Annotated in this window: 8 protein-coding genes; all 8 read right to left on the reverse strand. The window is 31.3% G+C overall.

What is annotated here, in order from left to right:
• Positions 1 to 325: 325 nt before the first annotated feature.
• Positions 326 to 1,993 carry a SusD/RagB family nutrient-binding outer membrane lipoprotein gene (locus MKD41_RS07270; RefSeq protein WP_240244770.1) on the reverse strand — a complete coding sequence of 556 codons (1,668 nt, stop codon included), beginning with the start codon at positions 1,991 to 1,993 and terminating at the stop codon, positions 326 to 328.
• Between the two features lie 11 nt (positions 1,994 to 2,004).
• Complete coding sequence (locus MKD41_RS07275; protein ID WP_240244771.1) at positions 2,005 to 5,097, reverse strand: SusC/RagA family TonB-linked outer membrane protein; 3,093 nt, start codon at positions 5,095 to 5,097, stop codon at positions 2,005 to 2,007.
• Positions 5,098 to 5,298: 201 nt separating this feature from the next.
• Complete coding sequence (locus MKD41_RS07280; protein WP_240244772.1) at positions 5,299 to 5,580, reverse strand: hypothetical protein; 282 nt, start codon at positions 5,578 to 5,580, stop codon at positions 5,299 to 5,301.
• 143 nt (positions 5,581 to 5,723) lie between these two features.
• Positions 5,724 to 7,745 carry a glycoside hydrolase family 97 protein gene (locus tag MKD41_RS07285; protein WP_240244773.1) on the reverse strand — a complete coding sequence of 674 codons (2,022 nt, stop codon included), beginning with the start codon at positions 7,743 to 7,745 and terminating at the stop codon, positions 5,724 to 5,726.
• Positions 7,746 to 7,930: 185 nt separating this feature from the next.
• Complete coding sequence (locus MKD41_RS07290; RefSeq protein WP_240244774.1) at positions 7,931 to 10,576, reverse strand: glycoside hydrolase family 3 N-terminal domain-containing protein; 2,646 nt, start codon at positions 10,574 to 10,576, stop codon at positions 7,931 to 7,933.
• A 53-nt stretch (positions 10,577 to 10,629) separates the two neighbouring features.
• Positions 10,630 to 11,811 (reverse strand): PNGase F N-terminal domain-containing protein, encoded by a 1,182-nt coding sequence (locus MKD41_RS07295; RefSeq protein ID WP_240244775.1) that lies wholly within the window; start codon positions 11,809 to 11,811, stop codon positions 10,630 to 10,632.
• A 188-nt stretch (positions 11,812 to 11,999) separates the two neighbouring features.
• Entirely contained in the window at positions 12,000 to 14,225 is a 2,226-nt protein-coding gene (locus MKD41_RS07300) for a GH92 family glycosyl hydrolase (RefSeq protein ID WP_240244776.1), read from the reverse strand.
• 5 nt (positions 14,226 to 14,230) lie between these two features.
• A complete protein-coding gene (locus MKD41_RS07305) occupies positions 14,231 to 16,546 on the reverse strand; it encodes a GH92 family glycosyl hydrolase (protein ID WP_240244777.1) in 2,316 nt (771 codons plus the stop codon).
• Positions 16,547 to 16,548 lie beyond the last annotated feature (2 nt).

Genomic DNA, 16,548 nt, shown 5'->3' on the forward strand with positions numbered 1-16,548 from the left:
CTTCAAATTAACATAATATTTAAGAAATAATTAAAATTTTTCGACAAACAACCATTCTAAAATGATGAATAAACGTAAAATAGACATTTTATGTTTTATTTGTTTTTAATAAAACTCTAATTACTGATATTCAAGACTCTAAATAATTACATTTCATTAAACCATTGAAAGTAGTAAACTAAAACCAGTAAATAAGAAGATTAATTAATTTTTAAAAATCTTATAACTACGTTTTTTTAATTAAAAAAATAGCCAAAACTCAGTTCCCTAAGTTTTGGCTATTTATACTTATAAAATCTTTTTATAAAGATTATTTACTTTAAATTTATTTAGCAAACCATAATTTAGTTGCTTGCACATCTTCTCCTTGTTCAGATACCGCTTGCGTATAATTAGGATTACTTTGCGCCCCACTACCATAACGCATACGTTGTGGATAATCACCATTTAAAGTTCCTAATTCGTAAATTATAGAATTTGAAACCCCTTGAGATAACTCTGTAGGGTATCCTGTATCTCTAACTACAGCCCATGCTTCAAAACCATCTGTATAACTTACTAACCAACGTTGTAAAGCTATTTTTTCTAGTTTTTCATCTAAAGTTCCTGTATTAATATTTGCTGCATCTTGAGTGCTTATATAGGTTTCTATATCACCATCAGAAATGTTCCAAATTTTCATAGCTTCTCTAATTCCATCAGCAAATAAAGTTTGAGGATCACCAGAACCTATTCCTTTTAATGCTGCTTCTGCTTGTAAAAAGTAAGCCTCTGCACTTGTCAAAACAATTTCTGGATAAACATCTTCACCTTCTCCCATTTTTTGAGTAATTAATTCTCCTGGTGCACTATACATATCTATTTTAACCATTGGTTGAATATCACTATTTAATCTTGTAGGCTGACCTATATATTGTCCTTCTTCAACATTAATTGTTGTAATATTTCCAGAAGTAGTTGCTGTGTAAACAGCTCCTGCTTCATCTAAAGCTCCCATTAAGAAATCTAATCTTTGTTGGTCATCAGCATCTGATATTTCAAAAGTAAATTCTCCTCCAACTGCTGGTGAAGCATAAATTGGAAGTCTTGGGTCTTGAGTATTCTTTAATTGGTTTATTAAAGTAGCTCCAACTGACCAAGAACCTCCACCTTTAAAATTATGCCATACATCTCCATATGCTGCAGCACTCCATTGACCAATAATATCGTCTTTTTCCATAAGTACACTTCCTGAAGAAGCATCTAATAGAGGAGTACTTAAAGCTGAAGTAATAGTACTTGAAGCAAAATCATCTCCTGGCGCACCTAATGCGCGCATACCTACTCTTAATTTTAATGTATTTGCTAATTTTTTCCATTTTTGTAAATCTCCTCCACAATATACATCATTTTCATCTACGTCATCTACACCAGAACCTGTTCTTTCTGAGTCTCCAATTATTGCCATTGCTTCATCCAAATCTGCAATAATTCCTTTATAAATATCTCTTTGAGAGTCGTATTTAGGAGTTAAGTTACCATCAATACCAGCTTCGCTATATGGTAACATTCCAAAAATATCTGTATACATTTGATAATACAATGATTTCATAATTAAACCCATTGCATACATTTTTTCATTTTCAAATTCTGCACCAGTTTTTGTTAAATCCATAAATCCTTTAATGTCTCCAAAGTAACCAGCTAACCAATCCCAAGCGGCATCTGTATAACCACTATTGTAAGTATAACCTAATCCATCATTCCACCAAGAAACATTACTTCCAAATGTAAAATGTCCAGCATATCTATCTACATGAATTAAATGCGCTCTCCAATATGCATAACGCCCCGGAGCATATAAAGTATGTTGTGGTTGCGTTATAAAAAATTTAGCACTTAAATCTGAAGATTCAAATCCTTGATTGTTTGTGTTTATTTCATCAAAATCTCCAGTACATGAAAATGTGAAGAACATTAAAACACTATATATTGTTATTTTTATATTTTTCATTTCAAAAATTATTAAAATTTAACGTTTAAACTTAAACCTAAACTACTTGTTGTTGGCAAGTTGTAGAACAATACTCCTTGTGCAAAATTACTTGTTGAATAACTTGCTTCTGGATCAAAATTATCACTTTTCTTATATAAAAAGAATAAATTTCTTCCTGTTAAACTTAAAGAAGCATTTTTAATAAATGTTTTTTCTAACATAGCGTTTGGAAAGTGGTATGATAAACTTACCTCTCTTAAACGTGCATTAGTTTGTTCAATTATATATTCTGAAGCAATACCACTTACAGCACCCCAATAATCTTGAGCACTAATATTAGTAGTATTTTGTGTTAAGACTCCATCATTATCCCAAACTCCATCAACAGTAATTCCACCTTCTCTGTATTGTAATGTTTTTTTAGAAACACCATTTGCATCTAATGCGGCGTCTGTACCTGAATATACTTCTCCACCAATTCTAAAATCAATTAAAAAGTTTAATGAAAAGTCTTTATAATTAAATGTATTACTAAACCCACCTGTCATATCTGGTTGGTAATTTCCTAATTTTGTTCTCTCTTCACTTGCTTGTGGACGTCCTGTTGATGTTAATAATAGTTGTCCATCTTCTGTAGTTTTCCAAGTTTTACCATAAATATCTCCAAACCCTTCTCCTACTTGAGCTCTTACATCAACTACTCCATTGTTAGTAGAACTAAATTCAAAATAGTCTTGACCATCAATTAAACTAACTAGCTCGTTTTCATTTTTAGCTAAGTTTAAAGAAACATCCCATCTAAAATCATCGTTCATTATTGGAGTACCTCCTATCATAAATTCAAAACCTTTATTTGAAACCTCTCCTACATTTTCTCTAAAATATGAAAATCCAGTTGCAGGATCTACTGGTACATCAAAAATTAAATCTTTAGATGAAATTGAGTAATATGTAAAGTCTGCAAATAATCTATTGTCAAAAGCTTTTATTTCAAAACCAATTTCAGATGAAGTTACATCTTCAGGTCTTAAGCTTTCGCTATATTTAATATTTGGAGTATTAACAGTAATATTTCCTAAATAACCACTAGAAGCAACACCGTATAAGTTTACAATTTGCTGAGGGTTGGTATCGTTACCTACATTAGCATAACTTAAACGCAGTTTCGCTAAGTTAATTTTAGAATTCTCTCCAAAATCAAACATTCTGTCTAATAACATACTTAAACTAGCAGATTTATAAAAATAAGATCTATTTTCACTAGAAAGTGCTGAAGACCAGTCATTTCTTCCAGTTACATCTAAATATACCATTCCTCTATATGCTAAAGAACCAGAACCGTAAAGAGAATTTACTTTCTTTTCAATTAAATCTGATTGACGAACACCTAATTTTAAAGCATCTGTATTTCCTATAAAGTATTTTCCAGGAATTTTAAAATCAGACCCTGAAATACTAGAAGATCTAACAGTAGAATGTAATGCATTTCCACCTACATTTAAAGCTAAGTTAAAATCGTCATTAAGATCGTCATTATACATTAATAAAAAATCGTAATTCGTTTCAGAACGTTCGTTAGAACCATAACTTATAGTACCTTGTGAGTAAAAATGATGCCCAACAGCATGGTAACCTTCAGTATCATGTGAAACTACATCTGTACCTACTCTAACAAATGCCTTAAAGGTATCTGAAAAATCATACTGAGCTTTAGCAAAACCTGAAAAACGTTTTCTTTTATCCTCGTTTTTATCTTCATAAAGAATCCAATAAGGGTTACCTCCACTATTTGTAGCTGAAAGCACACCATAACCTTCATCAAGGTTTTGATATGTTTTTAAATCGTTTATATCAATATTTCTATTTATACCGTATACATAAGCCATAATACCTTCAGTACCTTGAGAAATACGATTTTTAGCATCTTGTAAAAAATATGTTACTTTAGCATCTAACGTAAATTTGTCGGTAATTTTACTAAAACCTCTTAAATTAAAGTTATTTCTATCAACAGTAGAGTTTGGAACAATCGCATCCATTGAAGTATTAGAATAAGAAAAACGCAATGAAGAATTCTCGTTACTATTACTAATTGCTAGAGTATTAACAATACTAGATCCTGTTTCGAAAAAATCTTTTACATTATCTGGCTGTGCCACATAAGGTCTAGTTTCTCCATTGTAATATAACTGATCGGATCCATCAAATTTTGGCCCCCAAGAACCATTACTTTTTAATTCGGTTAAATCAGTAGCAAAAGCACCATCTTTACCAGCTCCATATTCATTTTGATATTCTGGTAAAAACAATGGGTTTTGGAAAGAAATATTTGAAGATAATGAAATACCTAATCCTTTATCTTGACTTCCTTTTTTTGTTGTAATTAAAATTACACCATTACTTGCTCTTGATCCATAAAGTGCAGCTGCGTTAGGTCCTTTTAATACAGACATAGACTCTATATCATCTGAGTTTAAATCTGAAATACCAGTACCTAAATCTGACTTACTATACTCTCCTGCACCGGATCCGTTTGCAGAACCAATACCTGAGTTGTCAATTGGCACACCATCTACCACATATAATGGTTGGTTATTACCTGTAATTGAGTTATTACCTCTAATTACAACCCTTGTTCCTCCACCTGGTCCTGAAGCAGATTGTGTAATAACAACCCCTGCTACTTTACCTGAAAGTGAATTTACAACGTTAGATTCTTTTGCAAGTGAAACTGAAGATCCATCAACTTCAGATACAGAGTAACCTAAAGATTTTTTTTCTCTTGAAATACCTAATGCCGTAACAACAACTTCATCAAGAGTCTCTGCACTTTGTACTAAAGCAACATTAATTGTTCTTTTTCCATTTACAGTAATTTCTTGGTCAGCATAACCTAAAAATGAAAATTGTAATACAGCTGTATCACTATTTACATCAATACTATAATTACCATCAAAATCGGATGAAACACCCGTAGACGTGCCTTTAATAATTACATTAACGCCTGGTAATGGTACTCCATCAGTAGCGTCAGTAATAGTTCCTGTTACCGTTTGGGCTTGCATACTAGCATTTGCCAGTAAACAAAAAACTAAAAACAGTTTTAGTACTTTTTGTATCATTTAGTATAAAAATTTGAGTTAATAATAGTTAAAGATAACTAAAATTTAACATATTTTAACTTATAATTTCGACCAATAACACATATTATTAGTTAAATGATATTTATTTTAACAATAAAAAAATGTTAAATATTTATGAATAAAATATTTATACTTAAAATAGAAATACTACTGAAAAAATATTGCACATTTAATAGTTAATTAACTATTAATTTTTTTTATAAAAACTGGTAAGTGGTCTGAAGGGTATTTACAATCTTTAGAATCGCTTAATACTGCATATTTTTCTACAGATACTTTAAATTTTTTTGAATTGTAAAAGATGGCACTATTCTCTCCTTTTACTTTTCCATCATCTCTACCAACTCCAATATAATTGTAACCAACCAAAATACTATCTAAAAATGTACTTGATGCTGAAGACCTTCTTTGAATTCCAAAAATACCTGGCTGATAATAACTTATTTGGTCAATTAAAAACATTTTCAGTTTAGACCAATTATTTTCTCCATAATTAGCATTTAGATACCGAATACTCTAGGGCATTATATTAAGTTTTTCTCGAGATTTTTCACAAAACGCAAGAACTATTAATACTAGTAAATAAGTAATTTTATTTATTGAGATTAGTTTATAATAGGTGTAAATTTTATTGCTTGTCCTCCACCTGCAGCTAATTCTAAATTTAAGATAGTATTAGAGTCAACTTCTTCTGAATAAATTTCAATTGCTTGTGGATTTGTTCTCCAATGTGCATTCTCACTATCTGCATAAATTTCAGCTATATATTTTTTAGTAGCATCTAAAAAGGATAATTCTATTTCTAAGGTCCTTTTATTTTCATCAGTACAACTTCCTAAAAACCAATTATCACTATTTTTATCTTTTCTAACAGTGGTTATATATTCTCCAATTTTACCATTTAATACTTTCGAGACCTCCCAATCAACTCCAAAATCTTCAATAAATTTAAAAGCTGGCTGATTTTTATAATTTTCAATTAAATCTGAAGCCATTTGCATTGGGCTATATAAAATAACAAATAAACTTAATTGTTTAGCTAATGTTGTATTTACTCTAGATGTACCATTATCTAAATCATTCCATTTTATTCTGTCTTTTGAATTTTTAAATAAAATATCAAATGTACCCGGAGTATAATCGAATGGCCCTGCCAAACCTCTTGTAAAAGGAATTATTGTATAATGTTCAGGTGGATTTCCAGAACTCCAAGCATTCCATTCCATTCCTCGAGCTCCTTCGCGTGTCATCATATTTGGAAAAGTTCTTCTAATTCCAGTTGGTTTTATTGGTTCGTGTACATTTATCATAATATTATATTTTGCAGCCTTTTCTACAACTTTTCTATAATGATTTACCATATATTGCCCGTGATGAAATTGTCCTTTAGTTTTTATTGCACCAGCATATCCTGTTTTTACAGCTTTTACACCTATATTATGATACAACCTTAAAACTTTATCTAAATTATCTTCAAAATAAGCCGCATCTCCTCCTGTTTCTACATGTCCAATAAACTGAACATTTTTTAAGTTTGCATAATATGCAATTTCATTTAAATTAAAATCTGGATAAGGTGTTAAAAAATCGAATGCACCTTTTTTACCCCAATTTTCCCAACCCGTATTCCATCCTTCAACCAAAACACCAGAAATATTATGTTCGGCTGCAAAATCTATATATTTTTTTGTTGTAGCAGTTGTAGCTCCATGTCTTTCACCTAAAGTCCAAGTACTAGTACCTAAATGCATTCCCCACCAAACACCAATATATTTCATTGGTTGAATCCAAGAGGTGTCTTCAATTTTATTAGGTTCATTTAAATTTAAAATTAAATTAGATGTCACTAATTTTTCTGCGCTGTCGGTTATTTGCAAAGTTCTCCAAGGCGAAACCATAGGTGTAGTAGTCTTTACTTTTATACCATCTGGCCAAGGAACCAAATTACTTTTAAATGAAAAATCTATAGCTTCATTTTTAAATAATGTCATGTCTGCATAATCTGTTAAATTAGCTTCATGAATACTAATAAACACATTGTTTGCTTCAAAAGTTATTGGTGTATTTGCAGTTTTAATTGAATTTAACGGAGCATTTTGAAATAATTGCTCATACGAATCAAAATTAGCTGGTGTAAACCAACCTTCATAATTTTTAGAAAAGTTAAACTCTGTCAATTCTTCAGCAATTAAAATATCTTTTAAATTTGCTTGCTCCGGAAGTTCATATCTAAATCCAATACCATCATTATACACTTTAAAAACAATATTCATTTTTCTAAAAGGCTCTACTCTTTCTTGAAGAAAAATTTTAAGTTGATTAAAATTATCTGTAATTACCTCATTTTTTCCCCAGACTTGCTTCCACGTGGTATTCGAATTTGATATTTTAAAATCACTTACAAAAAAATTCCCATTCATTGGTTTTGAATTTTCTAATAAGTAACCCAAGTTTGAAGGTTTAATAATTACCGAATCTTTAAAGTAAACTTCATAAGTTACATCTCCACTTTTAACATGGATTGTTACTTCAATATTAGTATCTGGTGAAGTTATTTCTAATTTTTTTTCATTGGTGCAACTTAACAACAACAATAAAAATAGTCCGATAATTATAATTTCCCTCATTTAAAAAACTTAATTAACTAGTAATCAAACTCTAAAAACCACAAAAAACACATTTTATCTAATGTAATTATGATGTTTCTATTTGTTTGCTGAAATAATTTTATATCTTGAAAGTAAAAAGGAATCTCAGCAACTTTTAAAAAATCTCAACTTTTTAATTTCTTATTTTAAAGATTTCTACGGAATTAATCCACTACTTCAAACTTTAGTTTTTGTAAATCTTGAGAGTTTCTACCAACCATAACTTCAAATTCTCCGGGCTCTACAACTTTCTCCATTTTTCGATTCCAAATGGCAAGTTCTTCTAAAGTTAATATAAATTCAACTTTCTTTGTTTCTCCCTTTTTAATATGAATTCTTTTAAACCCTTTTAATGTTTTTTTAGGAGTTGTTACACTGCTATAAATATCATTTATATACAACTGAACGACTTCATCTCCGTCATAATTTCCTATATTTTTAACACTAACACTCACTTTAATTTCACCATCTACATTAATTTTATCTGAACTTATAGAAAAGTCGGTATATTCAAAATTAGTATAACTTAATCCATAACCAAAAGTATATAAAGGATTTTCACTTTCGCTAACATACCTGTGTATTGCAGAAGGTTTTTGATTGTAATAAATTGGTAATTGCCCAACAGATTTAGGAATAGTAATAGGCAATCTTCCTGCAGGATTGTAGTCTCCAAACAATACATCTGCTACTGCTTTACCTCCTGATTCTCCAGGAAACCAAGCCTCTACAATTGCTGGAATATTATCATTTATCCAATTTATAGAAAGCGGACGACCGTTTAACAACACACAAACTACCGGTGTGCCTGTTTTTTGAATAGCTTTAATTAATTCTTCTTGCATTCCGTGTAAATCTAAGGTGGCTACATCTCTATTTTCTTCTACCAACTCTTTAGACTCACCTAATACAACAATTGCTACATCAGCATTTTTAGCAATATCTATAGCAGGCTGTAAGTCTACTTTTTCTAAATTCCAACGTAAATGGGCTCTGGCTCCCCAGCCACCTTCCCACATTTCTATGCGAACTTTATATTTCCTACCACCTTCAATATTCATTGGAGTAGTAACAATATTAGTACTTCCTTTTCTCCAATTATCGATAACTAACACATCATCAATCCACATTCTAATACCATCATCTGAACTTAAACCTAGCCATCCATCAAAAGATTTCTCTGCTTGTATAAACCCAGTCCATCTAATTGAAATTTCATCATCATTTACACCTTCACCTGGAGACCAAGGCCAATCGAAATCTAATTGCTTATCAATTCTTGTTAAAGCTGGTTTTCCTTCTAATTTTCTATTATTGAAATATTCTCCTTTCAAACCATTTTGAGATGTATCTGGAGTTAGTAAACTAGTTGAAGGAATTACTTGACCTTTTACTATTAATGGAACTCCTTCTTCATAAAAAACTTTTGTATTTGAACCTACAACGTCTTTTATCCCTTCTAAAACAGTAGTTGCAACTTTATTTCTTACCGAATAACCGCCTAATCTTGAAGCATCTGCATTTGGTCCTATTACTGCAATTTTAGTTAGTTTTTTACTAAGCGGTAACATTTCTTGTTTATTTTTCAATAGAACAATAGATTTATGACCTGCTTCTAAAACTATTTCTTGATGTTCTTTTGAATGAAAACGCTCTTTAATTAAGTTTGTATTTGTATATGGATTTTCGAATAAACCTAGTAAAAATTTAAGTCGCAAAACACCTCCAACGGCTCTATTTATTTGACTTTCTGTTAATTCCCCCTCTTTAACCAATTCAATAATAGTTTTTTGCCAAAAATCATTTGAAAAATCATAAAATTGCATATCTACACCAGCAGCTACTGCTTGCTTGATACTTTCTTTAGGAGAATCTGCAGCATAATGAGTAGTTTGAATATATTTTATAGCTCCTAAATCTGAAACTACAATTCCTTTAAACCCCCATTCTTTTCTTAAAACATCGGTTAGTAGCCACTCATTTGCAGCACAAGGAATTCCATCTAATTCCGAATAAGCACACATAGCTCCTAAAGCACCACCTTGTATATATGCTTTTTCAAATGCAGGTAAAAAATCTTCACGAGCTGTACGTTCCCCAACAATTACAGGTGAAGAATTACCTCCCGCTTGCGGATAACTATGCACTGCAAAATGCTTTGGTTCAGCAATTATAGCTCTATCTGAAGCTAATGTATCACCCTGCATTCCAGTTATCATTGCAAGTCCTATTTCACTTGCCAAATAGGTGTCTTCACTAAATGTTTCTGCAACTCTTCCCCAACGTGGCTCTCTTCCTATACCAAGTACAGGTCCTAATCCAAAATGAACTCCGTGTGCACGCGCTTCAGTTCCAATTACAGTACCTACTTTTTTCATTAAATCTGTATCCCACGAAGCTCCCATACCAATATTCATTGGAAACGCTGTTGCTCCTTCACCAAAATAACCATGTAACATTTCGCACATTATAAGTGCAGGAATTCCCCATCTATTACTTTCAATTACATTTTTTTGAAGCTCATTAATCATTTCTGCAGAATTTGGATAGATATCGTGGATAGCTCCTACTCCAAGATTTCCAATTCTTTCTGCTGTTTTTAATTTAGAAAATGCTTCACCTTCTTTAAAAAATTCACCTTTATACATATCCATTTGACGTACTTTTTCTTCTAAACTCATTTTAGAAAGTAAATCTTGTACTCTATCTTCAACAGATAATTTAGCATTTTGATAAGGGTATTGACTCTGAGCATTTGAATTGTGATAAAATCCAACTATCAAGAATAAAAGAAGGTATAAATTTTTCATGATTACATTAATATTATATTAAATAAACTAATTTTTAAAAGATTTTTAAATCTCTATTCCTCATAAGTAACATACGCTGAGACCAACCAATGATTTAATTTATCGCCATCGGCTGCTGTTGCTGGAATAGAAATTTTAACAGTATGTTTTCCAGATTTTAGATAACTTAAATCAATTTTAAAAGGCTTTACTGATGAACCAGGACACCAATTAGATCTTGATAAATCTGATGACGCTATTCGTTCTTCAATTTCTTTAACTTGATACGATCTGGTTTTAGAATCTATGTATGAAGCGGAATCTTTTTTTATCCATACGCCTGAAGTTGGGTTAAATCGTCTAAAAGAAGCGCAATCATCTCGCCAAGGAATGGTATCTAAGATAAGTTTATTATCTACAAAAACACTGTTCTTAATTTTTATAAACTCATCGCCTCCACTATGCCCACCGTGACCGGTAGTGGTGTAATACAATTTAACATTTTTGGCTTTTTTAGGCAATTCAAAAGTTTGTTCTAAAACTGTTCTTGCAAAAAAATCTGGTAACGATTGTCCGCTTACATACGGAACAGTATTTACCAAAGTGATTACTTTTTGAGTTTTTCTAGAACGATTAGAGTAATTTAATTCTAGGTCAACTTCATACCCCTCTGCGGTCCAACTATCAATCCAAACACCAACATAAAAAGTATTAGTTACTAAACTTTTTAACTGTGAAATATCTTGCTCCCAAACTACTTCTTTTTCCCAAGAAGGAATGTAAACAGGTCTTCTATATTTTACAGTATTATCGCTATAATATCCAACACCAAAAGGAGTCATAAAACGCAATAACTCTACAACTGGCTTGTAGGTATCAGTTGCTTTTACACCTTTAAATTTAGTATCTATTGTAGAAGCTATAGGAAATTCTTTATTCCCTTTTGAAATATCTATAATAGATAATTCATCTAAATTATTTACCACAAAACAAGAACCAGACTTATCCCAACGATCTCCATTTGAACGTACCGTTAATTTAATGCTAACATCTGTCCCTTTTTTAAACTTTGGAACCGATACTTTTTTATAAATTATTCTTCCAGATTGCAACCGTTCAACTTCAATATCTTTTCCTGGAGTACCATTAAAATTTATTGGCTCTTTTTTAAATACGGTGTAAGTAATTTCTTCTTGAGCATTTACTGAAAAAATTGCAGTAAACAACAATGTTATAAATAGTGTGTTTAATTTCATTAAAATGATTTTATTATTTAATATTTTAACTCGTACAATTTATAGATAACATCATACTTAATTGGCCACTGAGTGGAGTCTAAGTGTTGTTTCAGCATCACATAAAATATTTCTAACATGATATACGCCCTGAAACAAAATCAGGTTGACGGACTATTAATGATTCATTACCTATAATCAGATTTCAGTTATTTCAAAATAACTTTTAAACTGTTTCCATTTACCAATTCATTATGATTAATAAAATAGCTTTTATGTTTTTTACCGTTTAATAAAATTTGATTTATATATCCGTTATTATTTGTTTCTTTTTCAATAACCAGCTCACTGTTTTTATAATATTTTGAATCTAATTGAATCGTTATCTTATCAAATAATGGTTTTGTAATGGTGTATTTAGGTTCTCCTGGGGCAATTGGATAAACACCCATCATTGCATACACAACCCAGGTAGACATGGTTCCAGTGTCATCATTTCCAGGAATTCCATCAGATGTGTTTTTAAAATATTTTTTAACTAATGCTTCAACTGTTTTCTGGCTTCTCCATTCCTCACCTTTTACATAATTAAATAAAAATGGGTAGGCTATATCTGGCTCATTTGCCATATCAAATTGATTATCGTCAAAAACTTTTTGCAATTGATTGGTAAATGCTTTATTACCTCCCATTAATTTTTTAAGTCCTAAAATATCATGTGGAACCATAAAAGCATATTGCCAAGCATTTCCCTCGATAAAACCGACATTCTCTGTAAAGTTAGCTCCATCGTTAGGATCAAAAGGTTCGTACCAATTACCATTACTTAATCTTGGTCTTAATAAATCTATATTTTTATCAAACAGTTTTCTGTAAGAAATTGAGCGATTTTTATAACACTCATAATCAGCTGTTTTACCTAATTCTTTTGCTAATAACGCTATAGAATAATCGGCTGCATTGTATTCTTGTGTAGTTGAAACAGACCCACCATTATCGGTTGTTAAATAGCCTTTTTCAATATAATCTTTCAGTCCCGGACGTACTGGATTATTTTCAATCTGTTCAGCACTTTTTAGCATTGCATTATATGCCTTTTCTACATCAAAATCTTGAATCCCCTTTAAATATGTATCTGTAATTACAATACTTGCTGGATCTCCAACCATAGTAAATGTTTCTGTAGAATTTAATTCCCATTTTGGTAACCACCCATTTTCATCGTACATATCTAACATACTTTGTATCATATTAGACTGTTGTTGTGGATAGACTAATGACAATAATTGATGTACATTTCTATAAGTATCCCATAACGAAAAAACAGTAAAACGTGTACCATCGGTTTTCCCTATTTTACCTGTTTTAATTTCAGGATATTCACCATTAAAATCGTTTAATGTGTTTGGGTGAATTAAAGTATGATACAAAGCGGTGTAAAAAACTGTTTTATCATTTGTTGAACCGCCTTCAACCTTAATTCTAGAAAGTAATGTATTCCACTCGTTATAAGTTTCTTTATAAATATCATTAAATGTTTTATTCGACGTTTCTTTTTCAAGATTTTCGCGTGCATTTTCTATACTTACATAACTTACACCTATTTTAACTTCAACAGTTTCAATTTTATCAAAATTGTAACTAAAATAAGTTCCAATACTATCTCCAGCAACCATTTTTGTTGAAGCATCCATTAGCCTAGTTTTACCATTATAACCCATCCATTGTGCTTCTACACCTTTGTAAGTAGTAGGTTTTTTCCAAACACCAAATTTATCTGCTGGTTTAGAAAATTTAGCTACAAAATAAACTGGATATGCAGCTTCTGGACTGTTGTAACAAAATGAACCCACAGAACGCATTCCTTCAATTTCTGTTGAAGAAACCACTTGTACCATAGCCCCTTGTTCGTTAGTTAACCCTAAACCTAAATTCAATAAAATATTAGATTGCCCTTTTTGAAATGTAAATTTACTTACACCAACCCTTTTAGAAGTTGTAAACTCGGCTTTTACATTATATTTATCAATTTCTGAACTGTAATATCCTGCTTTTGAAATTTCATTTGAATACGTAGAACCATATTTTAAATGATCGGTTTCAAGTTCTCCCGTTGTTGGCATTAATAATAAAACACCCAAATCTGGACAACCAACACCGCTTAAGTTAACTTGACTAAACCCTGTTAAAAAAGTATTTTCGTGTACGTAGGGATTAGACAACCAACGGCTATCTTTTTCCAACGGTAAATTTGCTGGACCAGCAACATTAAACGGACTTATACTAGCCATTCCTCTAGGTGCAATTGGACCTGGAAAAGTTGCTCCAAAATTAGAAGTTCCAATAATCGGATTTACATAATCGACTGGCTCTTGAGCTTGCATTGTAAACACAATACAAAAACTCACTAGTGTAAAAATTATATTTTTCTTCATTATAATTATTTTTTTGAAGTGCTTAAAGAATACGGAACACTTTCTGAAGCAGTTCCCCAATTTACATTAGGTGTATTATTCATTTTAAATTCTAACACTCCACCATTTTGAATAGCATCAAATTTTATAAAAGTATTGTTATATGGTTTTCCATTTAAATTGGCTGCATCTATATAAAAATTACTTTCAGAATTGTTTTCTGAATTAATTTCAAAAGTGTTTCCGTTTTCTAAATGTAATGTTGCTTTTTTAAATAACGGACTTCCAATTACGTATTCATCTGCTCCTGGGGTTACCGGATAAAAACCTAAAGAACTAAACACATACCAAGCAGATGTTTGTCCGTTGTCTTCATCACCACAATATCCATCTGGTGTTGCAGAGTATAATTTGGTTAAAACATCTCTTACTTTCTCTTGAGCTTTGTATGATTGATTTGCATAATTATACAAGTAAATCATATGTTGAATTGGCTGATTACCGTGTGCATAATTTCCCATATTTGCGATTTGCATTTCTCTAATTTCGTGTATTGTAAAACCGTAATACGAAGCATCAAAAGAAGGTGGCATTTCAAAAACCTCATCTAATTTTGATGTAAATTGTTCTTTCCCCCCCATTAAGTTAATTAGTCCATCTATATCATGAAAAACTGACCAAGTATAGTGTAAACTATTTCCTTCGGTAAAAGCATCTCCCCATTTTAGAGGATTAAAAGGTGCTTGAAAACTACCATCTTCATTTTTACCACGCATCCAGTTAGTTTCTGGATCGAATAAATTTTTATAATTCATAGATTGCTTGTAGTATTTTTCAGCAATCTCAGTCTTCCCTAATTTTTCAGCCATTTTAGCAATGGTAAAATCGGCATACGCATATTCTAAAGTTCTAGCTGCATTTTCGTGAATTCCAACATTATAAGGCACATAGCCTAAAGTGTTATAATATTCTAAACCTGCCCTACCTACTGAGTTTACTGGCCTTCCGTCTGTAACTGTTGCATTTTTAAGCATTGCTTCTAATAAAACTTCTACATCCATATCTTTAACACCTTTTAAAAAAGCATCAGAAATAATTGGAGCAGAATTAGAACCAATCATACAATCTCTATGACCAGGACTTGCCCATTCTGGCAACCAACCAGATTCTTTATAAGTATTTGCCAAGCCTTGCATAATTTTTCCATTTAACTCTGGATACATCATATTAAAAAATGGAAAAACCGCTCTAAATGTGTCCCAAAAACCATTATCAGTAAACATATATCCCGGTAAAACTTCTCCGTTGTACGGACTGTAATGAACGACTTCATTATTGGCATCAAATTCATAAAATTTTCTTGGGAATAGTAATACTCTGTACAGACTAGAATAAAATGTTCTAATATTATCTATATTATCATCTTCAATTTCAATACGTCCTAATTCTGTTTCCCAAGCTTGTTTTGCTTTTTCTTTGGTTTGAGTAAACGTATCTGTACCAATTTCTCTTGATAAATTTAATTGAGCTTGCTCTGGACTTATAAACGAAGATGCAACTTTTACATGTACAGCTTCACCTTTTTTAGTTTTAAAACTGATAATAGCCCCTACATGTTCTCCTTCACTATTTTTTGAATTTTCTTGTAAATTCCAACCATCATTCCAAGTATGGTTTAGTTCAAAATCTTTATCAAATTCTGCAACAAAATAATTATGAAAATTATCTGGAACACCTCCACTATTATTTCTACAATACCCAATTATTTTACGTTCTTCTGGAAAAATCTTCACCATAGAACCTTTAAAAAAGGCATCTAACATTATGTATGATTTTTCAGATTCTGGAAAGGTAAATTTAAAATGCGCAGCTCTTTCTGTTGGTGAAACCTCAGCGGTTACATCATAATCCGCTAAATAAACTGAGTAATAATATGGTTTCACCGTTTCTGCTTTATGAGAAAACCATGATGCACGTTCATCTTCCTGAAATTTCAAATCTCCTGTTGTTGCCATTAATGAAAACGCTGCGTAATCGTTAATCCAAGGACTTGGTTGATGTGTTTGTTTTATTCCTCTAATTTTATATTCATCGTATTTGTAGGTCCAACCATCTCCCATTTTTGAAGTCATTGGAGTCCAAAAATTCATTCCCCAAGGTGTTGCAATTGCAGGGTATGTGTTTCCATTAGACAAACTAAATTCAGAATCTGTTCCCATTAAAGGGTTTACATAATCTGCCAAACTTTTATTCGTTTCAACTTTTGTTTCAGTTTCTTTTGTAACCGAAGTACAAGAGAACATAAATAAGCTTAAAATAAATAATAGATCGTATTTCTTCATAA

The sequence above is a fragment of the Lutibacter sp. A64 genome, from assembly GCF_022429565.1.
Taxonomy (GTDB): Bacteria; Bacteroidota; Bacteroidia; order Flavobacteriales; family Flavobacteriaceae; genus Lutibacter.